Genomic DNA, 21,129 nt, shown 5'->3' on the forward strand with positions numbered 1-21,129 from the left:
AAGGTCCCGAACCGGGAGGCCGGACGGACCGCCTCTTGCGATGTCAGAACTGTGCCATGCACTTCGCGGTTCAGCGGCGGGTGGCAGAAGTCTGACATCGATCGGGCGTCCCTGAAGCGATGAAACGACGCTGCGTCTGTCCTCTGGCTACAGAGTTGGAACAGCCAAGAAATGTCAGAGTAATGACGCGTGGTCAGTCTTCTCTCACTGGCAGCAGCCGGCGCTACCTCCCCGGACATCCACCTCCGCACGTCCCCTTCATCAGGAACGGAGTTCCTACATATGTCCTCCACCCGCAAGCGGATGCGCGCGCTTGTAGCCCTCGGCGCCATCGGGACGACCATGACCCTCGTGCTCGCCGGGTGTGGCGCCCGCGCCGGTGACGACGCGGCCGGAGCCGGATCGTCCGCGGCCGCCAGCTGCGTCGACACCTCCGGCGACACCATCAAGCTCGGCTTCCTCAACTCCCTGACCGGCGGCATGGCGATCTCCGAGAAGACCGTCTCCGATGTGCTGCACATGGCGGCGGACGAGATCAACGCGGACGGCGGCATCCTCGACAAGAAGATCGAGTACGTCCAGGAGGACGGCGCCACCGACTGGCCGACCTTCGCGGAGAAGACCGAGAAGCTGCTCACCCAGGACTGCGTGGCCGCGATCTTCGGCGGCTGGACCTCGTCGTCCCGCAAGGCCGTGAAGCCGGTCGTCGAGAAGTTCAACGGCCTCTTCTTCTACCCGGTGCAGTACGAGGGCCTCGAGTCGTCGCCGAACATCTACTACACCGGCGCGACCACCAACCAGCAGATCATCCCGGCGATGGACTTCCTCGCCGCCGAGGGGGTGAAGACGCTGTTCCTCGCCGGCAGCGACTACGTCTTCCCCCGTACCGCGAACGCGATCATCAAGCTCTACGCGGCCAAGCTCGGTATCAAGATCGTCGGCGAGGAGTACGTGCCCCTCGACAAGGACGACTGGACCAGCCAGGTGGCGAAGATCGCCGCGGCCAAGCCCGACTTCATCTTCAACACCATCAACGGCTCGTCCAACGTCGGCTTCATCAAGGCGTACTACGACGCCGGCCTCACCCCGGCCAAGACGCCGATCATCTCGGTGTCGATCGCCGAGGAGGAGGCGCCGGCCATGGGTCACGAGGTCACCGGCAACTACGCGTCCTGGAACTACTTCCAGTCGCTCAAGACCGACACCAACCCGGAGTTCATCAAGAACTGGAAGGCCTACCCCAACAGCAGCGGCGTCACCTCCGACCCGATGGAGGCCGCCTACATCTCGCTGTACCTGTACAAGGCCCTCGTCGAGGCGGCCGGCTCGTTCGACGTCGACGCGGTGAACGCCGCGGCGAAGGCGAAACCCATCACGTTCGACGCGCCGGAGGGCAAGGTCACGCTCGACGGCGAGAACCACCACATCTCCAAGCCGGGCCACATCGGACGGATCAACGCCGACAACCAGTTCGACATCGTCTGGGCCTCGGACAAGTTCATCGAGCCCGACCCGTACCTCGAAGGCTACGACTGGTTCCCGGCGGACATCCGCAAGCAGCTCACGGACGCGGCGGGCTGACCACCCCCGGGGTCGCGTGTCACCGACGGCACGCGACCCCCTTCCCCCTTTACCGAGACGCTAGAGAGAGCGAACGCATGTGGACGGACTGATCGCACCACTGCTGAACGGCAGCGCCCAAGGCGCGCTGCTCCTGCTCGCCGCACTGGGTCTCTCGCTGACCTTCGGCCAGATGGGCGTGATCAACATGGCCCACGGCGAGTTCCTCATGATCGGCGCCTTCTCCGCCTACCTCGTCCAGCAGGTCATCACGGCCAGCGGCCTGTCGATCCCGGTCGCCCTGCCGGTCGCGTTCGTCGTCGCCGGTCTGTTCGGCCTCCTGCTGGAGGTCACCATCATCCGCTGGATGTACCGCCGCCCCCTCGACACCCTGCTCGTCACGGTCGGCGTCGGCCTGATCCTGCAACAGGCGGCACTGCAGATCTTCCCGTCCCAGGGCGTCCCGGTGGAGAAGCCTCGCTGGCTCGACGGGCAGCTGACCATCCTCGGCTACAGCTGGCCGATGCGGCAGCTGTTCACCATCCTGCTCGCGACCGTCTGCGTCGCCGCGCTGTCGGCCTGGCTCAAGTACACCTCGTTCGGCCGCCGCATCCGGGCCACCGTGCACAACCGGGACCTCGCCGAGACCACGGGGATCTCCACCCGCGGCATCGACCGCCTCACGTTCTTCGTCGGGTCGGGGCTGGCCGGGGTCGCCGGCGTGGCCGCGTCGCTCATCGGTGGCACGAACTCCCAGATGGGCGCGCAGTACATCATCCCGGCCTTCCTCGTGGTCGCCGCCGGTGGCATCGGCCAGCTCAAGGGGACGGTCATCGCCGCGTGGGCGGTGGGTGTCGCCCTCGCGTTCTTCGCCTACTGGACGACCGGCAGCCTGGCCCAGGTGCTCGCCTTCATCCTCGTGATCGTCTTCCTTCAGCTGCGCCCGCAGGGCCTGTTCACGGTGCGAACCAGGAGTCTGGCATGACCAAGAAGCCATGGATCTCCCTCGGCGGCATCGGGGTGTTCGCCGTCCTGCTCCTCGCGGTCGCCCCACTCGTACTCACCGACCACTGGCTCAACAACCTCGGCAAGTACTGCTGCTGGGCCATCGCCGCCGTCGGCATCGGCCTGGCCTGGGGCCGGGGCGGGATGCTGGTGATGGGGCAGGGGGTTTTCTTCGCCCTCGGCGCCTACGCGATGGCCATGCACCTCACCTTGGAGACCGCCGGTGACCGGGTCCCCGGGTTCATGGTGCTCTACGACCCGCTCGCGCCCCTCCCGATGTTCTGGGAGCCGTTCCGCAGCGCGGGGTTCACCCTGGCCGCGATCGTGGGGCTCCCGGTGGTCGTGGCCGGCGCGCTCGGCTACGCGCTGTTCAAGCGCCGGGTGAAGGGCGCCTACTTCGCGATCCTGACCCAGGCGCTGGCCGTCGCGCTGGCCGTCCTGATCAGCTCCACGATCCGCGAGACCGGCGGCGACACCGGGCTCAGCGACTTCAAGTACTTCTTCGGCTTCGTGCTGAACGACCCGGCGAACCGGCTGATGGTGTACCTGATCGCGGCCGCGCTGCTCATCGTGTGCCTGCTCGCGGTGTGGCAGTTCTACCGCAGCCGCTTCGGTGAGCTCCTCGTCGCCACTCGGGACGCCGAGGAGCGGGTGCGCTTCCTCGGCTACGACCCGGCCAACGTCAAGCTCGTCGCCTTCGTCGTCTCCGCGCTGATGGCCAGCATCGGCGGAGCGATGTTCGTGCCGATCGTCGGCATCATCACCCCGGCCGAGATCGGCGCCGCCGCCTCGATCCTCATGATCGCGGGCGTGGCTCTGGGCGGCCGCGCCTCGCTCTTCGGCCCGGCGCTGGGCGCGATCGCCGTCGGCTGGGGGCAGTCGAGCCTCGGCTCGACCTGGCCCGACGGCTGGCCCTACATCCTCGGTCTGCTGTTCATCGTCGTCATTCTCTTCCTGCCGAACGGGCTGTCGTCGCTGCCGGCGAGGTTCGCTGCGGCACGCCGGAAGCCCGACGTTCCCCCCACCCCGGTGATCGCCGCCGCCGAGCTCGAAGAGGTGCGCTCATGACCGACGCTTCCCTCGTTGTCACCGACCTCCGCGTCGAGTTCTCGGGGTTCGTCGCGGTCGGCGGCGTCTCGTTCGACGCGCACCCCGGCGAGGTCCGGTTCCTCATCGGCCCGAACGGCGCCGGCAAGACGACCTGCATCGACGCCATCACGGGGCTGACCAAGGGCACCGGGTCGGCCCGGCTCGGCGACACGGAGTTGCTCGGCCGGCCGGTCCACAAAATCGTTCGCCTCGGGGTCGGCCGCACGTTCCAGACCGCGAGCGTCTTCGATGAACTGACCGTGCTGCAGAACCTCGACATCGCCGCCGGGCTCCACCGCTCCTCGGTCTCGCTGCTGCGGGCCCGGCGCGGCGTCGACCGGTCGATCGAACAGGCGCTGGAGGAGACCGGCCTCGCCGGCGAGCCGGCCACACCGGCCGGCATCCTGTCGCACGGCCAGAAGCAGTGGCTGGAGATCGCGATGCTGCTTGTGCAGGACGCGAAGGTGCTGCTGCTCGACGAGCCCGTCGCCGGCATGAGCCACGACGAGCGCACCGCGACCGGCGAACTTCTGCAGCGCATCGCGGCCAGACGCATCGTGCTCGTGGTCGAGCACGACATGGACTTCATGCGCCGCTTCGCCACGCGGGTGACAGTGCTGCACCAGGGCCGGGTGCTCTCGCAGGGCACGGTGGCCGAGGTGCAGGCCGATCCCCAGGTGCAGGAGGTCTACCTCGGCACCGCGGGCGCCGCCACCACGGCCGCCATGGCAGTCGTGCTCGAAAGGGAGGACTGACATGCTCGAGCTCACCGACATCGAGGCCGGCTACGGTCGGACGCAGGTGCTGCACCGCGTGACGGTGCCGACCGGCAAGGTGGTGGCCGTGCTCGGCCACAACGGCGCCGGCAAGACGACCCTGCTGCGTCTCGCGATCGGCCTGATCAAGCCGACGAAGGGCCGCGTGTTCTTCGAGGGCGAGAACATCGCGTCGCTGGCCCCGAACAAGCGCGTCGCTCGCGGCATGGCGTACGTGCCGCAGGGTCAGCAGTCCTTCGGCCAGCTCACGACGATGGAGAACCTGCAGCTCGTGGCGGACGGACGCCGGCGCGGCAAGGCGCTCATCGACGCGCAGCTGGCCCGCTTCCCCGCCCTCGAGAAGTTCGCCACCCGCAAGGCGGGCCTGCTCTCGGGCGGGCAGCGCCAGCAGCTCGCGATCGCCCGCGCCCTCATCACCGAGCCGAAGCTGCTCATCCTCGACGAGCCGACCGAGGGCATCCAGCCCACGATCGTCGCCGAGATCGAGCACACCATCATGCAGCTGGCCGGCGAGGGCATCAGTGTGCTGCTCGTCGAGCAGCACATCGGCTTCGCCCTCGAGGCCGCCGAGCGCTACGTCGTGCTGGCTTCGGGTTTCGTCACGCAGACCGGCGAGGGCGGTTCGGCTGCCGCTTCCACCGTGCGAGCCGCCATGGCGATCTGAGCCGCTGTGACCCACATCCGCAACGCCGTCGTAACACCGGAGAGCGACTATGCCCTGTGGCGACGGACAACGCGCGTGCGGCCGCGGAGGACAGTCTCGAGGACTACGCCTTCCGCTATGTGCCGCGCACCTTCCGGCGCTGGAGCGCGGCCTCCGTCGGCGCGACCGCGCTCGGATCCATCGCGTTCCTGGCCGACTTCTCGATCGGCGCGAGCATCGGCATCGACCACGGCACCGCCAACGCCGTGCTCGGCATCCTGTTCGCGTCGGTCATCATCCTCGTCGTGGGCGTGCCCGTCGCCTACTACGCCGCCCGCTTCAACCTCGACCTCGACCTCATCGCCCGGGGCTCGGGATTCGGCTACTACGGCTCGATGATCACGACCGTGATCTTCGCGGGCTTCACCTGCATCTTCTTCGCTCTGGAGGGCGCCATCATGGCGCAGGGGCTGCAGGTGGCGACCGATCTGCCGCTGTGGCTGGGCTACCTCATCTCGACCGTCGTCGTGATCCCGATCGTCATCTACGGCATGCGTGCGCTGGAGCGCCTGCACTTCTGGACCACGCCCCTGTGGCTCGCCCTGGCGCTGCTGCCGCTGCTGTGGATCCTCGTCTCCGACCCCGAGGCGGTGCGCGCCTTCACGTCGTACGCCGGCAATTCCGACGGCTCGGTCAGCTTCGGCGCCGTCGTCTCGAGTGCGGCCGTGTGCTTCGCCCTCACCCCGCAGCTGGCGGAACAGATCGACTATCTGCGCGCCATGCCGCCGCGCACGCGGTCGAACGCCCGCTCGTGGTGGACGTCGTTCGTGTTCTCCGGTCCGGGCTGGGTCATCTTCAGCGGCACCAAGCAGGTGATCGGCGTCTTTCTCGCCGTCTACCTGCTCGTCAAGGTCGAACCCGCTCTCGGGTACCGCGCGACCGAACCGGTCAAGCAGTTCGTCGGGATGTACCAGACCCTCATCCCCGACTGGCTCGCGATCATCCTGGCCGTCCTGCTCATCGTGGTGGCCCAGGTGAAGATCAACGTGACGAACGCGTACTCGGGCTCGCTCGCGTGGTCGAACGTCTTCACCCGGGCGGCCAAGCACTACCCGGGCCGTACGGTCTTCGTCCTGTTCAACCTCGTGATCGCGTACGTGCTCATGATGCTGGACGTCTTCACCCTCATCACCTTCGTGCTGAGCCTGTACGCGAACGTCGTCATGGCGTGGCTGGTGACGATCGCCTCCGACATCGCGATCAACAAGTGGGTGCTGCGCATCTCGCCGCGCTACCCCGAGTTCCGGCGCGGCATGCTGCACGACTGGAACCCGGTGGGGCTCGTGTCGGTGGGGCTGGCCTCGGTGCTGTCGCTGCTCGCGTTCGCCGGGCTGCTCGGCCCCGCCGTCAAGCCGTTCTCGGTGCTCATCGCGATCGGCGTCGCGGTCGTCGCCACGCCGGTCATGGCCGTCGCCACGCGGGGGCGCTACTACCTGCGCCGCCGGTCCGACGGCATCGACTCGCCCCGGTTCGACGCCGACGGCAACCCCTCGGGCGAGCGGCTCCGCTGCCACGTCACCGGGTACACCTTCGAGCGGCCGGATATGCTGGCCTCGGCCGAGAGAGGGCCGCACGGCCAGGTGCAGTACGTCTCGTCGCTGGCGCTCACCCTCGACGATTCCGACCGCTACGTGCTCCCGGCGGAAGTCACCGGGCCCCCGCGGTGGGCGACGGCCCGCAAGAGGGGGACGTGATGGAGGAACCGGTCGACACCGCGACCGCGATTCTCGCGAGCGCCGCGGTGCTGCTGCGCGAGCGCATGTTCGACGACATCTCCTACCGTGCCCTCGCCGACGAGGTCGGCATCTCGGAGCGCACGATCTACCGCCAGTACCCCACGCGCGCGCACCTGCTCGCCGCACTCTCGAGTTGGATCGAGCAGACCCGCTTCCCGCTGCCGCCGTTCGTGACCGTGTCCGATTTCCGCGCCGCCGTGCATGAGCGCTTCCGGGCCTTCGACGCGTTGCCCGCGTACGCGTACGTCGGCGCCCGGGCGTCCGCGATCTCGCCCACCCTCGACACCGAGCCGGCCCACATCACCCGGGCGATCGAGGCGATGCTCGACGTGGCGGCGCCGACCCTCAACCGGCGGGATCGACGGCGGATCGCGGCGTCCCTGCTCTACTTCTCGTCCGCGATGTTCTGGGCGCGCCTGCGTACGGGCTTCGACCTGGACGCCGGCGACATCTGCGACGCGTTCGACCGCGCCGTCGACACCGTGCTCGCCAAGCTGCCCTCTGCTTCCGCGAAGTGGGCGGAGCCGTGACCGTCCCGGAGCTGAGCGGCACGCAGGAGGCGATCCTCGCCGCCTACGCCGAACTGATCGAGGAGGTCGGCAGCGACGACGTGTCGTACCGGGTCATCGCCCGCCGGGCCGGCATCGCCGAGCGCACGGTGTTCCGCAACTATCCGACGCGCGTCGACCTGCTCCTGGCCACCGCGGCCTGGATCGAGGCGACACTGTTCGCCCGCGAGGAGTCGCACTCGATCTTCGACATCCCCCTCGCGATCCGCGACGCGATGCAGCGGTACGACGCGCGGCCCGAGCTCGCCCACGTCGTCGCCGAAACGGCGATGCGCGGCGTGAGCGGCGCGGCGCCGTCGCCCGGCCGGGCGCACCTCGAGCGGCTGCTGGATGCCGAGGTGCCCTCGCTCGACGCGGCGCAGCGCCGGGCGGTCATCGCGGCGCTGTCCCACCTCGACTCCGTCGGGACCTGGGTGACGTTCCGCCGCGAGTTCGGCATGGATCGTCGGGACATCGCCGATGCCGCCGCGTGGGCGGCCGAGGCGGTGCTCGACGACATCCGCGACCGCGTCAGTCCGCGGCCGATCACTTAAGCCCACCGTTTGCCGCGAGTGACGGGGATCACGCGCGAGCCGACGTCGCGGTACCGTGTGCACGGACGGAGGCGTGCATGACGGAGCTCTACTCACGACGGTCGTTCCTGGCCGGCGTGCTCACGGCGGGCACCCTCTCCGCCGCCGCCGGATACGTGCTGACCCGCCGCGAATCGGTGCAGCTCACCCTGGCCTCGGGGGTCGACCCCACCGGCGGCCGCCGGCTCCTGGTGACGATGTGGAACGAGCTCAACCCGGACGCCCGGATCGAGCTCAAAGAGGTCAACAGCTCGACCCGCGACCAGTACGACACTTTCCTCGGCACCAATGCCGACATCTTCAACCTCGACGTCATCCACATCCCGCGCTTCGCCGCGGACGGCCGCATCGTCCCGATCACCCCGCGCGGCGAGCTGCAGCTGCTGCCGAACGTGCGCCGGCTCAGCGCCCGCACCGGCACCGACGACTTCTGGGGGCTGCCGTTCAACACCGACGTCGGCATGCTCTACCGCCGGATCACCGACAAGTCCGTGGCCGACGAGAAGCCCGAGCTGGCCGACGTGCTGGCCCGCTCGCCCGGCGACTTCGTCGGCCAGCTGCGGACGGTCGGCCCGCAGACCGACGAGGCCTTCGTGATCAACGTGCTGGAACACGCGCTGGCCCAGGACGAGGCGATCCTCACGGCCGACGGCACGCTGTCGTTCAGCCTCGGGCAGTGGCGCGAGGCGGTCGGCCCGCTGGCCGCCGCGATCAAGGCGAAGCGGGTGAGGACCGAGGCCGGCGAGGACTACACCACCCGTACGTTTCAGCGCTCCGACCTGCGATACATGCGCAACTGGCCCCGGTCCTACCCGGCGATCGACCGGGCCGAGCGGACCAAGAAAGAAACCGCCGAGGTCCGGATCGGCGGCCTGCCGATCGGCATCATCGGCGGCCAGAGCCTGGCCGTCTCGGCCGCCAGCGCGAACCAGGACGCGGCCCGGGCGGCGATCCACTTCCTCACCAGCGCCTCCTCGCAGCTGCACCTGGCCAAGTACGGCTTCGCGCCCACCGGCCTCGGCGCCTACATCGACCCCGGCCTCAGCGAGGCCCTGCCCCACCTGTACGACATCCGGCTCGCCATGGAATCGGCGCGCCCACGCCCGGTGCACAAGCGGTACACCGAGTTCTCCCAGCTGTTCGCCGACCACATGCGCCGCTACCTGCACGAGGGTGAGCCGCTCACCCAGCGCTTCATCGAAGATCTGCAGGGGGCGTTGCGCGAATGAACGACGTGGAGATCGACGCCTGGCAGGTCCCGATCCTGGTCACCGCGGCCATCGTGCTCGTCGAGGCCGCGTTCAACCTGGTTCTGCGCTCGCGCGGGCTGGGCCCGCCGTCGCAGCGGGTGCGCACGGCCGGCTTCGGCGTGCTCGTGCTGCTGACCGTCACCGTCTTCGTGGCCGCGCTGGGGCCGACCCGGGCTGATCAACTTTCCAGTGTGGCCGCCGCGGTGGCCGCAGTGGTGGCCCTGTGGCTCACCTATCGCTCGTACAACGCGACAGCCAAGCCGCCGCCTCGTTCCGAAGAAGAACCTGCGGCGAAGCCCGACAATCCAGGAGAATCGTAAGCCATGGGTGATCTACGGGTGGTGGTCAGCGGCGGTTCGGCCGCCGGGGGAGTGCTCGAGCTGATCTCGGAGGCCTGCCGGCGCGGCTGGACGGTCGACGTCACGGCGACGAAGAACGCCCTCGAGTTCATGGACCCGAGCGAGGTCGCGCGGGCCAGCGGCCGGCCGATCCGCACCACGTACAAGTTCGCGGCCGACGGCACCCGTATCTCGCCGCCGGCCGACGCCATGATCGTGGCCCCGGCCACCTTCAACACGATCAACAAGCTGGCCAACGGCATCGCCGACACCTACCCGCTGAGCTCGATGGCCGACGTGATCGGCCGTGGCGTGCCCACGGTGCTGGTGCCCGCGGTCAACGAGCCGCTGGCCGCCCGCCGCCCGTTCCGCCGCTCCCTCGACGAGCTGCGCGCCGAGGGGGTCCGCGTGCTCTTCGGCCCGGTCGACGGCTGGCTGCCCGGCAGCTCGGCCCCCTTCCCCTGGATCAAGGCGCTCGATCTGGTCGAGGACGTCTTCGGATTGACCCGGATGGATAGCCGCGCTTCGATGGGGGCATGATTCGCCGCATCCTCGCGATCTCTTCCGTAGTGGTGCTGACCGCGGTCTCGGCCGCCGGGCCGGCCGGAGCCCAGGACCCGCTCGGCCGGCGCATCGCCGCCATGAGCCTGCCCGAGAAGGTCGGGCAGATGATCGTCTCGTACGTCTACGGCGACAGCTCCGAGAGTGCGTCGGCCGCCAACGAAACCTTGTTCGGCCCTGGCGTGGCCACGCCGGCCCAGGCCGTCGAGAAGTTCCACCTGGGTGGGGTCATCTACTTCACCTGGAGCGGCAACCTCAGCAACCCGCCGCAGATCGCCGCCCTCTCCAACGGGTTGCAGCGCGCGGCGATGGGCGACACCGGCATCCCGCTGCAGATCAGCACCGATCAGGAGGGCGGGACGGTCAACCGGATCGGCGCACCCCTGGCCGTCTCGCCCGGCAACATGGCCATCGGCGCCACCTTCGACCCGCGTACGGCGTACGACGCGGCCGAGGTGAGCGGGACCGAACTGCGGGCGCTCGGCATCACGGTCACCCATGCCCCGGTGATCGACGTGAACACCAACCCGCGCAACGCGGCCGACGGGGTGCGGGCGTTCAGCGACCGTACGGCCCACGTCGCCACGTTCGGCGTGGCGGCCGAGCAAGGCTATCGGGCGGCCGGCATCGGCACCACCGCCAAGCATTTCCCCGGCCTCGGTGACACCACGGTCAACACCGACAACGGCGTCGCCGTCACCAACGAGAGCCGCGCCGAGATCCTGCGCACGCACGTGCCGCCGTTCCGTGCGGTCATCGCGGCCGGCGCGAAGAGCATCATGGCGGCCCACATCGTCGCGCCCGCCCTCGACCCCAGCGGCGCCCCGGCCAGCCTCTCGAAGCCCATCATCACCGGCCTGCTGCGCGAGCGCCTGGGCTTCAACGGCGTCGTGGTGACCGACGCGCTCGAGGCGGCCGCCCTCGAGGACTACACCGACGAAGAGGTGATCCTGGGCGCCGTACGGGCCGGGGTCGACCAGCTCCTCATGCCCCGCAGCGTCCCCGGCGCCGTCCGCATCCTGCTCGACGCGGTCGCCTCCGGGCAGCTCAGCGAGCGCCGCATCGACCAGTCCGTGCGCCGCATTCTCAAGACCAAGACCACCAGCCCGTACGTCGCCGAGCCGCCCGCCGTGGGCACGCCCGCAGCCGTCGCGACCATGAACCGCATCGCCCAGCGCTCGATCACCACGCTTCGCTCGGCCGATCTGCCCCTGCGGCCCGGCCAGAAGGTGCTGGTCACCGGCTGGGGCGCCACCACCACGACCAACCTGGCGACCGCCCTCGGCGCGACGAGGCTCAACACCGGATCGCCGACCGACGCCGTGATCGCCCAGGCCGTGGCGGCTGCTCAGGAAGCCGACGTCACCGTGGTCACTACCTTCAACGCCTGGTCCGACCCCACTCAGGTGAAGCTCGTCCAGGCCTTGCTCGCCACCGGCCAGCCCATCGTCGTGGCCGCCGTCGGCACCCCGTACGACCTGGCCTCCTTCCCGGCGGCGAAGACCTTCGTGGCTTCGTACGGCTACCAGCCACCCTCATTGGCCGCCCTGGCCGCCGTCCTGCGCGGCGAGGCCCCCGCCCCGGGCCGTCTGCCCGTCACGATCGAGGGCCTGTACCCGTACGGCTCACGCGGTCATTGATTGTCCGTTAGTCGGTAGGCAGCGGCTGAGCTGGGTGCTTAGCCTGAGCGCGTGACGGTGCTGCTGGAGCGCTCGGCCGAGCTGGCCGCCCTGCGGGGCCTGCTCGCCGGCAGTGCGGCCGGTGGGCGGGTCGCCGTGATCAGCGGGGAGGCGGGCGCCGGCAAGTCCACGTTGGCCAGCGCCTTCGCCGAGGCGGCCGGGCCGCATGTGCAGATGCTGTGGGGCGCCTGCGATCCGCTGCTCACGCCGCGCGCGCTGGGGCCGCTGCACGACATCGCGCGGCGGTTGGGCGGGCGGCTGCGCGAGCGCATCGGGGACGGGCCGCGCGGCGAGGTCTTCGACCTGCTGCTCGAAGCGCTCGACCGGCCGCCGCAGGCCGCCCGGCCGGTGGTCGTGCTGGAGGATCTGCACTGGGCCGACGAGGCCACGCTGGACATGGTGGCGTTCCTCGGGCGGCGGCTCGCGCTGTGCCGGGCCCTGCTGCTGATCACGTACCGCGAGGACGAGGTGGGCCCGGACCATCGGCTGCGCACTGTCCTGGCCGGACTGCCGCCGGGGCTGGTCCGCCGGGTCGGGCTGCCGCCGCTGAGCGCCGAGGCGGTGGCTGAGCTGGCGCGGCAGGCGGGCCGGACGGCCCCGGACGTGCACGCCGTCACCGGCGGCAACCCGTTGCTGGTCACGGAAGTGCTCGCCGCCCCGGCCGAGGGCGTGCCTCCCACCGTACGAGACCTGGTCCTCAGCCGTCTGTCCACGCTGACGCCGCCGGCCCGCGAGGTGGCGCATCTGGTGTCGGTGGTGCCGTCGCGGGCCGGGATGGAACTGCTCGGCGACCACCTGGCCGAGGTCGACGAGTGCCTGGCCCGCGGGGTGCTCACCGCCATCGGCCACGGCGTCGCCTTCCGCCACGAGCTGCTGCGCCGGGCCGTCGAAGAGAGCCTTTCCCCCGTACGCCGTCAGGCCTTGCACGCCGGCATTCTGAGCGTCCTGGAATCGGGTGACCAGGTCGACCCGGCCCGCCTCGTGCACCACGCCCACCACGCCGGCGACACGGCGGCCGTGCTGCGCTGGACCCCGGTCGCCGCCCGCCGCGCGGCTTCCCTGGGCGCCCACAAGCAGGCCGCGGCCCACTATGCGCGGGCGATGCCGCTGGCCGCCGACCGGCCCGCCGCCGAACGCGCCGCCCTGCTCGAGGAGTACGCGGAGGCCGCCTACCACGGTGGACTGACCGAAGCCCTGGACGCCTGCCGGGACGCGCTCGCCCTGCGCACCGAGCTCGGCGACCCCGTGGCGATCGGCGTCAGCCTGCGCTGGATGTCCCGCCTGAGCTGGTGGAACGGCCGCCCCGAGCAGGCCCGGGAGTTCGGTTTCCGGTCGGTCGAGGTGCTCGAGGCGCAGCCGCCCGGGGCTGAGCTCGCCGCCGCGTACAGCAATCTGTCCCAGCTCTTCATGCTCGGCGACGAGGACGAGCGGTCGATCGCCTGGGCCGGACGCGCGATCGAGCTGGCCCGCGCCGTCGGCGACCGCGAGACCGAGGTGCACGCCCTGATCAACCTGGGGTCGGCCCGGATGCACCTGGGCGACCCGGCCGGCGTGGCCGAGCTGCGCCGCGCGCACGACCTGGCGGTGGCCGTGGGCGGGCTCGACGACTCGGCCGGCCGGGCCCTGGTCAACCTGGCCAGCAGCGCCGTCGACGCCTACGACTTCGACACGGCCGACGAGACGTTCGACCGGATCCTGCCCTTCCTGGTGGCCCGCGACCTCGACGGCTACCACCGCCACCTGCTCGGCCACCGGGCCCGGATGCTGCTGGCCCGCGGCGACTGGGCGGCCGCGTCCGTCGACGTCGCCGAGGCCCTGTCCGGCCCGGCGATGCACGGCGGCGGGCTGGTTCCGGCCGTGGCCGCCCGGGCCATGCTGCGGGCCCGGCGGGACGAGCCGGGCGCGCTGGACGACGCCCGCGAGGCGGGGGAGCGCGGCTACCCGACCGGCGAGGGCCAGTTCTTCTGCCCGGCCGCGATCGCCCTGGCCGAGGCGTACTGGCTGGCCGGCGACCCGGTGCGGGCCGGGCGGGAGGCCGAGCGGGGTCTGGAGGTGGCCCTGCGGATCGGCCACCCGTGGTTCGCCGGCGAGCTGGCCTTCTGGAAGTGGCGCAGCGGCGACAGCGCCCCGGCGCCGTCGGTCGCCGCCGAGCCGTACCGCCTGGTCATCGACGGCGACTGGCGGGCGGCCGCCGCCGGCTTCACCGCGATGGGGTGTACCTATCTCGCCGCCTGCTGCCTGGCTCATGGCGATGTCGACGCCACGGCCGAGGCGCTGCGGGTCTTCGACCGCCTGGGCGCGGTCGCCCCGGCCCGTCGCCTGCGGGCCGAGCTGCGTGAGCGCGGCCTGCGGGTGCCGCGGGGCCCGCGGGCGGCGACGGCGGCCGACCCGACCGGCCTCACCGGCCGCCAGCAAGAGGTGCTGGCGCTGCTGGCCGAGGGCCTGAGCAACGCCGGCATCGCGGCCCGCCTCACCCTCTCGCCCAAGACCGTCGACCATCACGTCTCGGCCGTGCTGGCTAAGCTCGGCGTCTCGTCCCGGGGCCGGGCCGCCGCCGAGGCCCGCGAGCGCGGCCTGATCTGAGGACTACTTGTCGGCGCGCAGGTGGCCGATCAGGCGTCGTAGCTGCTCGCGATAGGTGTCGAGGAATTCGGGGGAGTCGGCCGGGCGGCCGGTGAAGTCCTCGGCGAAGCCGGCCAGCAGCGTGGGGGCGAGCGCCGCCCCGAAGAGCGCAAGCTGCAGGTAGGCCGGGTCGAGGTCGTCCGCGATCTCGCCCTCGCCCTGCCGCCGCCGCAGGTCGTCGACCATCGCCCGCCGGTAGTTCGCGTCACCTTCGTCGCGCTCGCCGGCCAGGGCCTGCCAGATCAGCAGGCGCACCCAGTGCCGCTGCGACTCGCCGACGTGGGTGAACGCGGCTGCGGATCGCCGGTGATCGCCTGCGCGGCTGGGCGCCCGAGTTCCGTGACCTGGTGAGCCGCAGCGATCCGGCCGCGGTCAACGCCTTCCGGGTCAGGAGCGCGATCGAGGTCCAGGCGCCATCCCACCCATACGGGAGGGACACGAACCTACCCGCCACCCCCGACAAAACCGTCGGGCTGTCCACAAGCCGCATCACCCTGCTCGGCGACGCCATCCACAGCATGACGCCGATGGCCAGCGTCGGCGCCAACACCGCCCTGCGCGACGCCGCCCTGCTCTGCCACAACTGACCAGCGGGAAGCCCGTGCTGGAGGCGATCGAGACCTACGAGCGCGAGATGCTGGCGTACGGCTTCGACGCCGTACGACTCTCCCTGCGCAACGCCCGCCAGGCCGCCCACTCCACCGCCCTGAGCCGCGCGACCTTCCGGACGGTCCTGCGCGTGACGGCCGCCCTCCCACCGCTGCGCCGCCGCTTCGCGCAGACCCTGGGGAATTAGACAGTCAACATAGGGAGCTCTCCCCATGTGCCGGGCCGCGCCGATTTCTAGCGTCGAAGACATGAGCGAACTGGTACTTGAGGGCCTGAAGGCCAAGCAGCAGAAGACCTGGGCGAGCGGCGACTACGGCGCGGTGGCGGCCCTGATCCATCCGATGGCCGAGGAGACGATCCAGGCGGCCGACCTCTCGGCCTCCGCCGAGGTGCTCGACATCGCGGCCGGCACCGGCAACGCCTCGATCGCGGCGGCCCGGTGCGGGTGCCGGGTGACGGCCACCGACTACGTGCCCGGCCTGCTGGTGCGGGCGCGGGAACGGGCCGAGGCCGAGCGCCTGCCGTTGACCACCGAGGTCGCGGACGCCGAGAACCTGCCCTGTGCGGACGGCCGCTACGACGCGGTGGTGTCGGTGGTCGGCGCGATGTTCGCCCCCGACCAGGAACGCACGGCGGCCGAGATGACCCGTGTCGTCCGTCGCGGCGGCACGATCGCCCTGGCCAACTGGACTCCCGACGGCTTCATCGGGGAGATGTTCCGTACGGTCGGACGCCGGGTCCCGCCGCCGCCCGGCATCCGCGGCCCGGTCGAGTGGGGAAGCGAGGAACGCGTCCGCGAGCTGTTCGGCGACCGGGTGAGCGACCTGCGCACCGAGCGGCGCGAGTTCGTGTTCCGCTTCACCTCGCCCGAGCACTTCGCCGACTATTTCCGGGAGCACTACGGCCCGACGCTGAAGGCGTTCGAGGCGCTGGGGCCGGACGGCGGCAAGCCGCTCTACGACGATCTGGTCGCGCTGGCCGGCCGCTACAACACCGCCACGGACGGCACCGCGCGCATCCCGTCGGCCTACCTGCAGATCATCGCGACGCGCGCGTGAGCGGAAGTCAGGCCTGCGCTTCCTGACCGCGCGGCGGGAATGTCGGTTGTGGAGCGGTGGCCGGGAAGTAGTGCTCGCCGGGGGAGAGCCGGTTCAGGGCTTCGGTAAGTGCGGTCGCGCCGGCTGTGCCGAGCTTCTCGAACTCCATCTTGATCACGGGCGTGGCCAGCTTGGCCAGCCCGTGCATCTCGAGTTCGATGCGGTACGTCACCTGACTGCCGGCCCCGGCCGGCCGCACCGCCACCGTGTCGACGCAGGTGGCGCCCTCGTTGCGCCCGTGGAAGACCAGCCGCCCGGGCGAGGCCTCGACCAGCGTGTACGTCATCTCGGTGGTGATGCCGAGCAGCCGCGCGGTCTGGTGCCAGCTGGCCCCGGGCGCGATCGGCCCCGAGTCGTTGCGGGTCGCCTGCCGGACGGCCGGGTCCCACAACGCGGTGTTGCCGAAATCGCTGAGATAGCCCAGTGCCACACCCGGGTCGGCCCTGACGGCCAGCGTGCGCTCCACGACGATCATGAGTCCCCCCAGGGCGTCGGCATGCTGCTCCAGCGTAATGGCCGCTTCTGATCACTGCCCCGTTTTCCCGGGCGCCACGAAATCGCGCACGAAACGACGCTGCCAGGGTGTCTCGACGGCCCGCGGATGGTAGTGCTCGCGCACGTAGGCCACCGCCTCCGCCGAGGGGACTCCGTCGAGCACAGCCACGCAGGCCAGCGCGGTTCCGGTCCGTCCCCGGCCGCCCCCGCAGGCGATCTCGACCCGCTCCGTCCCGGCCCGTTCCCAGGCCTCGGTCAGAACCTTTCCCGCGTACGCCGGATCGACCGCCAGCCGGAAGTCGGGCCAGCGCACCCACCGGCTGACCCACCCGAACTCGGGCGGCGCCGAACCGAGGAGATAGACACCGAACGTCGGCGGGTGCCCCGACGGCATCGGCTCGCGCAACCCTCGTCCCCGCACCGACCGCCCCGACGGCAGCCGCAGCAGCCCCGCCTCACCCGGCTCCCACAACGGCGTCGTCACGGATTTCATCTTGCCCCGTGCGTTATCGTGGCCCCATGCAGACCCTCAGCGTGCGACGCCGGCCTCTCCACGGCCGCCGCTGAGTCTTGCTGTCCCCGGCGGGTCGATCCCGCCGGCGCCTCTCCCGCAGACCCCGGTCGACCCGCTCCCCGCGTCCGTCGATGGGTTTGATCATGAATCTCGAAGCTCTTCTCGCCGCCCGGCTGTCGGTGGCCCTCGAAGCCGTGGCCGGTGAACCGGCCGAGCCGGTCGTGCGGGCCTCGCAGCACGCCGACTTCCAGTCCGGGGCCGCGCTCGCCCTGGCCCGCAAGCTGGGCCGCTCTCCGAGGGAGATCGCGGCCGAGGTGGCCGCCCAAGCCGACCTGACCGGCCTGGCCGCGGTCGAGATCTCCGGGCCGGGCTTCCTCAACCTGACCGTCGACGACGACGTCCTGGTGGCGCTCCTGGCCGAGCCGGACACCCCGCCCCCGGTCGACCGGCAGCGGGTCGTGATCGACTACTCCGGCCCCAACGTGGCCAAGGAACTGCACGTCGGTCACCTGCGGTCGACGATCATCGGCGACGCCCTGGCCCGGCTGTTCGCCTGGGCCGGGCACGACGTCGTGCGGGTCAACCACCTCGGCGACTGGGGCACCCAGTTCGGCATGCTGATCGAGCACATGGCCGATCTCGGCGGCCCGTCGGGCGAGCTCAGCCTGAGCGACCTCACCGCGTTCTACCGGCAGGCCCGGGTCAAGTTCGACGGCGACGACGACTTCCGCACCCGGGCCCGGCTGCGGGTGGTCGCGCTGCAGAGCGGCGACGGGCCGACCCGGGCGATGTGGCAGCGGCTGGTCGAGCAGTCCGAACGGTCGTTCGTGGCCGACTACGCCCGGCTCGGCATCACGCTCGGCCGGGACGACTTCGCCGGCGAGAGCTCCTATCAGGACCAGCTGGCCTCGATCGTCGAGGAACTGACGGACAAGGGCCTGTTGGTCGAAAGCGAGGGTGCGCTGTGCGCCTTCCCGGCCGGGTTCACCGGCCGGGACGGCGAGCCGCTTCCGGTGATCGTGCGCAAGAGCGACGGCGGTTTCGGGTACGCCGCGACCGATCTCGCGGCGCTGCGGCACCGGGCGCTCGACGTGAAGGGGGACCGGCTGCTGTACGTCGTCGGCGCCCCGCAGAGCATGCACTTCCGGATGGTCTTCGCCGTCGGCCGGGCCGCGGGCTGGCTCGACGGGGTGAGCGCCGAGCACATCAGCTTCGGCTCGATCCTGGGCCCCGACGGCAAGATGCTCAAGACCCGCTCCGGCGACACGATCCGGCTGTCCGACCTGCTCGACGAGGCGGACGCCCGGGCCACGTCGCCCGCCGTCGGCATGGGCGCCGTCAAGTACGCCGACCTGTCCTCCGACCGGCGTGGCGACTACGTCTTCGACTGGGACCGGATGCTGGCCACCACCGGCAACACCGGCCCCTATCTGCAGTACGCGGTGACCCGGATCCGGTCCGTGCTGCGCAAGGCGGCCGTCGAGCCCGGGCCCGTCGTGCTGGCCGACCCGGCCGAGCGCCGGCTGGCCCTGACCCTGCTCGGCCTGGAACCGGTCGTGGCGGCCGCGATCGAGCACTGCGAGCCGCACCGGCTGGCCGTCTTCCTGCACGAGGTGGCGGTGGCGTTCTCCGCCTTCTACGAGAGGTGCCCCATTCTCGCCTCGCCCAGCCGGCTGAGCCTGACCGCCCGCACCGGCGAGACCCTGCGGCTGGGCCTCGACCTGCTCGGCATCCCGGTGCCGGACGAGATGTAGCGACCGTCGCCGATATCGAAGGCTATGGTGCAGGGCGTGCGTGCTCACGAGGCACGTGTCTCCACAGCGAAAGGCCTCGACATGACTTTCTCCCGGCGAGCTTTGCTGACGGCCGGGGCCGCCTCGGTGGCGGCCCCGATCGTGGGCGCCGGTGCGGCCCAGGCCCACCCGGAACGCGCCTACCGGCTCACCGTGCTCGGCACCTCCGACACGCACGGCAACGTCTACAACTGGGACTACTACAAGGACGTCGAGTACGACGACAGCGCGCACAACGACGTCGGCGTGGCCAAGCTGGCCGCCCTGGTGAACAAGCTGCGCGCCGAGGCGACCGGGGCGACGCTGGTGCTCGACGCGGGCGACACCATCCAGGGCACGCCGCTGGCCACCTTCTACGCCAAGCAGGAGCCGATCACCACGACCGGCGAGAAGCACCCGATGGCCCGGGCCATGAACGTGCTGCGGTACGACGCCGTGACGCTCGGCAACCACGAGTTCAACTACGGCCTGCCGCTGCTCGACCTGTGGATCCGCCAGCTGGGTTTTCCGGCGCTGGCGGCCAACGCGGTGAACGCCCGCACCGGGCGGCCGGCCTTCACCCCGTACGTCATCAAGAAGGTCTCACCGGGGCGGCACGCGCCGACCCTGCGCGTCGGCATCCTCGGGCTCACCAACCCGGGGGTGGCGATCTGGGACCGCGCCAACGTCGAGGGCAAGCTCGAGTTCCTGGACATGGTGGCGACCGCCGCCAAGTGGGTGCCGATCATGCGGGCCCGCGGCGCCGACATCGTGCTGATCTCGGCCCACGGCGGCGACAGCGGCACGTCCAGCTACGGTCCGGAGCTGCCCAACGAGAACCCCTCGGCGCTGATCGCCGAGCAGGTGCCCGGCATCGACGCGATCCTGTTCGGCCACGCGCACGCCGAGGTGGCTCAGCGGTTCGTGACCAACACGCGCACCGGCCGGCAGGTACTGCTCTCCGAGCCCTCCAAGTGGGGCCAGCGCCTCACGAAGATGGACTTCGACCTCGTGCGGCGTGGCGGCCGCTGGGTGGTCAAGACCAAAGCGTCGGCCACGCTGAACACCAACACCGTCGAACCCGACCCGCACGTCCTGGCGGCGGTCCGGGGTCAGCACAACAAGACCGTGGCGTACGTGAATCAGGTCGTGGCCACCTCGACCGAGGAGCTGTCGGCCGCGTCGTCCCGGTACGAGGACACCCCGATCCTCGACTACATCAACAAAGTGCAGACCGACACCGTCGCCGCGGCCCTGGCCGGCACGGAGTACGCGAGCCTGCCGGTGCTGTCGATCGCCGCGCCGTTCAGTCGCACCGCGGTCTTCCCGCAGGGCGATGTCAAGATCAAGGACGTCGCGGGCCTCTACATCTACGACAACACGCTCGAGGCCGTCGTGCTGACCGGCGCCGAGGTCAAGGCGTATCTCGAGTACTCGGCGAAGTACTTCGTCACGCTCGCGCCCGGCGCTCCGGTCGATCCGGCCACGATCAGCGACCCCGCCGTCCCCGACTACAACTACGACGTCCTCTCCGGTGTCGACTACGACATCGACATCAGCCGGCCGGTCGGCTCCCGGATCACGCGACTGCAGATCGCGGGGGCCGACGTCGACCCGGCCGCCCGCTTCGTGGTGGCCGTGAACAACTACCGGCGCTCCGGGGGCGGCAACTTCCCCGGGATCGTGAAGACGCAGATCTACAACGCCCAGCAAGAGATCCGCCAGCTGCTGATCGACTGGGCTCAGGCCAGGGGCGCCATCGACCCGGCCGACTTCTTCGTCAAGAACTGGCAGCTCGTCCGCGAGGGCGTGCCCGTCGTCGTCACCCCGTAGCCCAGGTGACGAAGGCGACCACGGCGGCGGTGAGCACGGTGCCGAAGGCTATCCAGTACGGGTAGCGCTCGTTGCCGCCGCGGTGCGCCTCCGCGCCGCGGCGGACCGCCGACACCACGCCGGGCACGCCCAGCAGCAGCGTCCAGAACAGCACCGGGGCCCACGACGGCGCCTGCGGCCGGGCCGCCCGGGCCATCTCTTCCGGGAAGCGCACGAGCAGCCGGCCGTGGTGCGTGTGCGGGCCCCGATCGGCGGCGGGCGCCGGAGCCGGTTGCGGCTGCGCCCAGGGCGGGGTGGTCGGGTACTGCGCGTACGGGACGGGGGCAGTCATGAGCGGCGGCCTTTCGGT

The 21,129-nt window shown here is 70.9% G+C and carries 22 protein-coding genes; 18 read left to right on the forward strand and 4 right to left on the reverse strand.

The window, feature by feature from the left end; all coding sequences use genetic code 11:
* Positions 1-282 precede the first annotated feature (282 nt).
* The 13 genes from urtA (at position 283) to OWR29_RS28335 (ending at position 14,421) form a co-directional block, all read left to right on the forward strand.
* Positions 283-1,581, forward strand: a complete 1,299-nt coding sequence (gene urtA, locus OWR29_RS28275) for an urea ABC transporter substrate-binding protein (RefSeq protein ID WP_267566300.1) — start codon at positions 283-285, stop codon at positions 1,579-1,581.
* A 79-nt stretch (positions 1,582-1,660) separates the two neighbouring features.
* The gene (gene urtB, locus OWR29_RS28280) at positions 1,661-2,545 is read left to right on the forward strand and encodes an urea ABC transporter permease subunit UrtB (RefSeq protein WP_267566301.1); all 885 of its coding nucleotides are present in this window, start codon (positions 1,661-1,663) and stop codon (positions 2,543-2,545) included.
* The gene (urtC, locus tag OWR29_RS28285; RefSeq protein WP_267566302.1) at positions 2,542-3,633 is read left to right on the forward strand and encodes an urea ABC transporter permease subunit UrtC; all 1,092 of its coding nucleotides are present in this window, start codon (positions 2,542-2,544) and stop codon (positions 3,631-3,633) included. The genes urtB and urtC overlap by 4 nt, the downstream gene beginning before the upstream one ends.
* Positions 3,630-4,409 (forward strand): urea ABC transporter ATP-binding protein UrtD, encoded by a 780-nt coding sequence (gene urtD / locus OWR29_RS28290; RefSeq protein WP_267566303.1) that lies wholly within the window; start codon positions 3,630-3,632, stop codon positions 4,407-4,409. Before urtC ends, urtD begins: the two co-directional genes overlap by 4 nt.
* A gap of 1 nt (position 4,410) precedes the next feature.
* Positions 4,411-5,094 carry an ATP-binding cassette domain-containing protein gene (locus OWR29_RS28295; protein WP_267566304.1) on the forward strand — a complete coding sequence of 228 codons (684 nt, stop codon included), beginning with the start codon at positions 4,411-4,413 and terminating at the stop codon, positions 5,092-5,094.
* A 56-nt stretch (positions 5,095-5,150) separates the two neighbouring features.
* Entirely contained in the window at positions 5,151-6,827 is a 1,677-nt protein-coding gene (locus tag OWR29_RS28300) for a purine-cytosine permease family protein (RefSeq protein ID WP_267566305.1), read from the forward strand.
* On the forward strand, positions 6,827-7,399 hold the full coding sequence (locus tag OWR29_RS28305) for a TetR/AcrR family transcriptional regulator (protein WP_267566494.1): 573 nt from the start codon (positions 6,827-6,829) through the stop codon (positions 7,397-7,399). Before OWR29_RS28300 ends, OWR29_RS28305 begins: the two co-directional genes overlap by 1 nt.
* On the forward strand, positions 7,396-7,971 hold the full coding sequence (locus OWR29_RS28310; protein ID WP_267566306.1) for a TetR/AcrR family transcriptional regulator: 576 nt from the start codon (positions 7,396-7,398) through the stop codon (positions 7,969-7,971). Before OWR29_RS28305 ends, OWR29_RS28310 begins: the two co-directional genes overlap by 4 nt.
* Positions 7,972-8,048: 77 nt before the next feature.
* Positions 8,049-9,239, forward strand: a complete 1,191-nt coding sequence (locus tag OWR29_RS28315; RefSeq protein WP_267566307.1) for an extracellular solute-binding protein — start codon at positions 8,049-8,051, stop codon at positions 9,237-9,239.
* The gene (locus OWR29_RS28320) at positions 9,236-9,580 is read left to right on the forward strand and encodes a hypothetical protein (RefSeq protein WP_267566308.1); all 345 of its coding nucleotides are present in this window, start codon (positions 9,236-9,238) and stop codon (positions 9,578-9,580) included. Before OWR29_RS28315 ends, OWR29_RS28320 begins: the two co-directional genes overlap by 4 nt.
* Positions 9,581-9,583: 3 nt before the next feature.
* Positions 9,584-10,138, forward strand: coding sequence for a flavoprotein (locus OWR29_RS28325; protein ID WP_267566309.1), 555 nt, complete (start codon positions 9,584-9,586; stop codon positions 10,136-10,138).
* A complete protein-coding gene (locus OWR29_RS28330) occupies positions 10,135-11,799 on the forward strand; it encodes a glycoside hydrolase family 3 protein (RefSeq protein ID WP_267566310.1) in 1,665 nt (554 codons plus the stop codon). The genes OWR29_RS28325 and OWR29_RS28330 overlap by 4 nt, the downstream gene beginning before the upstream one ends.
* 51 nt (positions 11,800-11,850) lie before the next feature.
* Positions 11,851-14,421 (forward strand): ATP-binding protein, encoded by a 2,571-nt coding sequence (locus OWR29_RS28335; RefSeq protein WP_267566311.1) that lies wholly within the window; start codon positions 11,851-11,853, stop codon positions 14,419-14,421.
* 3 nt (positions 14,422-14,424) lie between these two features.
* On the opposite strand, the gene OWR29_RS28340 is transcribed toward OWR29_RS28335, so the two are convergent.
* Entirely contained in the window at positions 14,425-14,715 is a 291-nt protein-coding gene (locus OWR29_RS28340) for a hypothetical protein (RefSeq protein ID WP_438872666.1), read from the reverse strand.
* Positions 14,716-14,807: 92 nt separating this feature from the next.
* On the opposite strand from OWR29_RS28340, the gene OWR29_RS28345 reads away from it, so the two are divergent.
* The 3 genes from OWR29_RS28345 (at position 14,808) to OWR29_RS28355 (ending at position 16,127) form a co-directional block, all read left to right on the forward strand.
* The gene (locus tag OWR29_RS28345; RefSeq protein WP_267566312.1) at positions 14,808-15,047 is read left to right on the forward strand and encodes an FAD-dependent monooxygenase; all 240 of its coding nucleotides are present in this window, start codon (positions 14,808-14,810) and stop codon (positions 15,045-15,047) included.
* 14 nt (positions 15,048-15,061) lie between these two features.
* Positions 15,062-15,256: a hypothetical protein gene (locus OWR29_RS28350; protein ID WP_267566313.1), complete on the forward strand. Its 195-nt coding sequence runs from the start codon at positions 15,062-15,064 to the stop codon at positions 15,254-15,256.
* Between the two features lie 61 nt (positions 15,257-15,317).
* Positions 15,318-16,127 (forward strand): class I SAM-dependent methyltransferase, encoded by an 810-nt coding sequence (locus tag OWR29_RS28355; RefSeq protein ID WP_267566314.1) that lies wholly within the window; start codon positions 15,318-15,320, stop codon positions 16,125-16,127.
* A gap of 7 nt (positions 16,128-16,134) precedes the next feature.
* Here the strand turns inward: OWR29_RS28355 and OWR29_RS28360 are convergent, their stop codons facing one another.
* Both OWR29_RS28360 and OWR29_RS28365 read right to left on the reverse strand, forming a co-directional pair.
* Positions 16,135-16,641 carry an SRPBCC family protein gene (locus OWR29_RS28360; RefSeq protein ID WP_267566315.1) on the reverse strand — a complete coding sequence of 169 codons (507 nt, stop codon included), beginning with the start codon at positions 16,639-16,641 and terminating at the stop codon, positions 16,135-16,137.
* Between the two features lie 51 nt (positions 16,642-16,692).
* Positions 16,693-17,154 carry a protein-tyrosine phosphatase family protein gene (locus OWR29_RS28365; protein WP_267566316.1) on the reverse strand — a complete coding sequence of 154 codons (462 nt, stop codon included), beginning with the start codon at positions 17,152-17,154 and terminating at the stop codon, positions 16,693-16,695.
* 164 nt (positions 17,155-17,318) lie between these two features.
* Here OWR29_RS28365 and argS point away from each other — a divergent pair, with 164 nt between their 5' ends.
* Both argS and OWR29_RS28375 read left to right on the forward strand, forming a co-directional pair.
* The gene (gene argS / locus OWR29_RS28370; protein WP_267566317.1) at positions 17,319-18,929 is read left to right on the forward strand and encodes an arginine--tRNA ligase; all 1,611 of its coding nucleotides are present in this window, start codon (positions 17,319-17,321) and stop codon (positions 18,927-18,929) included.
* 81 nt (positions 18,930-19,010) lie between these two features.
* Complete coding sequence (locus tag OWR29_RS28375; RefSeq protein WP_267566318.1) at positions 19,011-20,780, forward strand: bifunctional metallophosphatase/5'-nucleotidase; 1,770 nt, start codon at positions 19,011-19,013, stop codon at positions 20,778-20,780.
* Here OWR29_RS28375 and OWR29_RS28380 read toward each other — a convergent pair.
* Positions 20,770-21,111, reverse strand: a complete 342-nt coding sequence (locus OWR29_RS28380) for a hypothetical protein (RefSeq protein WP_267566319.1) — start codon at positions 21,109-21,111, stop codon at positions 20,770-20,772. The two genes, OWR29_RS28375 and OWR29_RS28380, sit on opposite strands and share 11 nt — an antisense overlap.
* Between the last annotated feature and the right edge of the window lie 18 nt (positions 21,112-21,129).

The sequence above is a fragment of the Paractinoplanes pyxinae genome (assembly GCF_026626335.1).
GTDB classification, from domain to species: domain Bacteria; phylum Actinomycetota; class Actinomycetes; order Mycobacteriales; family Micromonosporaceae; genus Actinoplanes; species Actinoplanes pyxinae.

Excerpts from the sequence above, each read along its gene's own strand:
- urtA (WP_267566300.1), top strand. The coding sequence starts at position 283 with ATGTCCTCCACCCGCAAGCGGATGCGCGCGCTTGTAGCCCTCGGCGCC.
- urtC (WP_267566302.1), top strand. The coding sequence starts at position 2,542 with ATGACCAAGAAGCCATGGATCTCCCTCGGCGGCATCGGGGTGTTCGCC.
- urtD (WP_267566303.1), top strand. The coding sequence starts at position 3,630 with ATGACCGACGCTTCCCTCGTTGTCACCGACCTCCGCGTCGAGTTCTCG.
- OWR29_RS28295 (WP_267566304.1), top strand. The coding sequence starts at position 4,411 with ATGCTCGAGCTCACCGACATCGAGGCCGGCTACGGTCGGACGCAGGTG.
- OWR29_RS28305 (WP_267566494.1), top strand. The coding sequence starts at position 6,827 with ATGGAGGAACCGGTCGACACCGCGACCGCGATTCTCGCGAGCGCCGCG.
- OWR29_RS28315 (WP_267566307.1), top strand. The coding sequence starts at position 8,049 with ATGACGGAGCTCTACTCACGACGGTCGTTCCTGGCCGGCGTGCTCACG.
- OWR29_RS28320 (WP_267566308.1), top strand. The coding sequence starts at position 9,236 with ATGAACGACGTGGAGATCGACGCCTGGCAGGTCCCGATCCTGGTCACC.
- OWR29_RS28325 (WP_267566309.1), top strand. The coding sequence starts at position 9,584 with ATGGGTGATCTACGGGTGGTGGTCAGCGGCGGTTCGGCCGCCGGGGGA.
- OWR29_RS28330 (WP_267566310.1), top strand. The coding sequence starts at position 10,135 with ATGATTCGCCGCATCCTCGCGATCTCTTCCGTAGTGGTGCTGACCGCG.
- OWR29_RS28355 (WP_267566314.1), top strand. The coding sequence starts at position 15,318 with ATGAGCGAACTGGTACTTGAGGGCCTGAAGGCCAAGCAGCAGAAGACC.
- OWR29_RS28360 (WP_267566315.1), bottom strand. The coding sequence starts at position 16,641 with ATGATCGTCGTGGAGCGCACGCTGGCCGTCAGGGCCGACCCGGGTGTG.
- OWR29_RS28365 (WP_267566316.1), bottom strand. The coding sequence starts at position 17,154 with ATGAAATCCGTGACGACGCCGTTGTGGGAGCCGGGTGAGGCGGGGCTG.
- argS (WP_267566317.1), top strand. The coding sequence starts at position 17,319 with ATGAATCTCGAAGCTCTTCTCGCCGCCCGGCTGTCGGTGGCCCTCGAA.
- OWR29_RS28375 (WP_267566318.1), top strand. The coding sequence starts at position 19,011 with ATGACTTTCTCCCGGCGAGCTTTGCTGACGGCCGGGGCCGCCTCGGTG.
- OWR29_RS28380 (WP_267566319.1), bottom strand. The coding sequence starts at position 21,111 with ATGACTGCCCCCGTCCCGTACGCGCAGTACCCGACCACCCCGCCCTGG.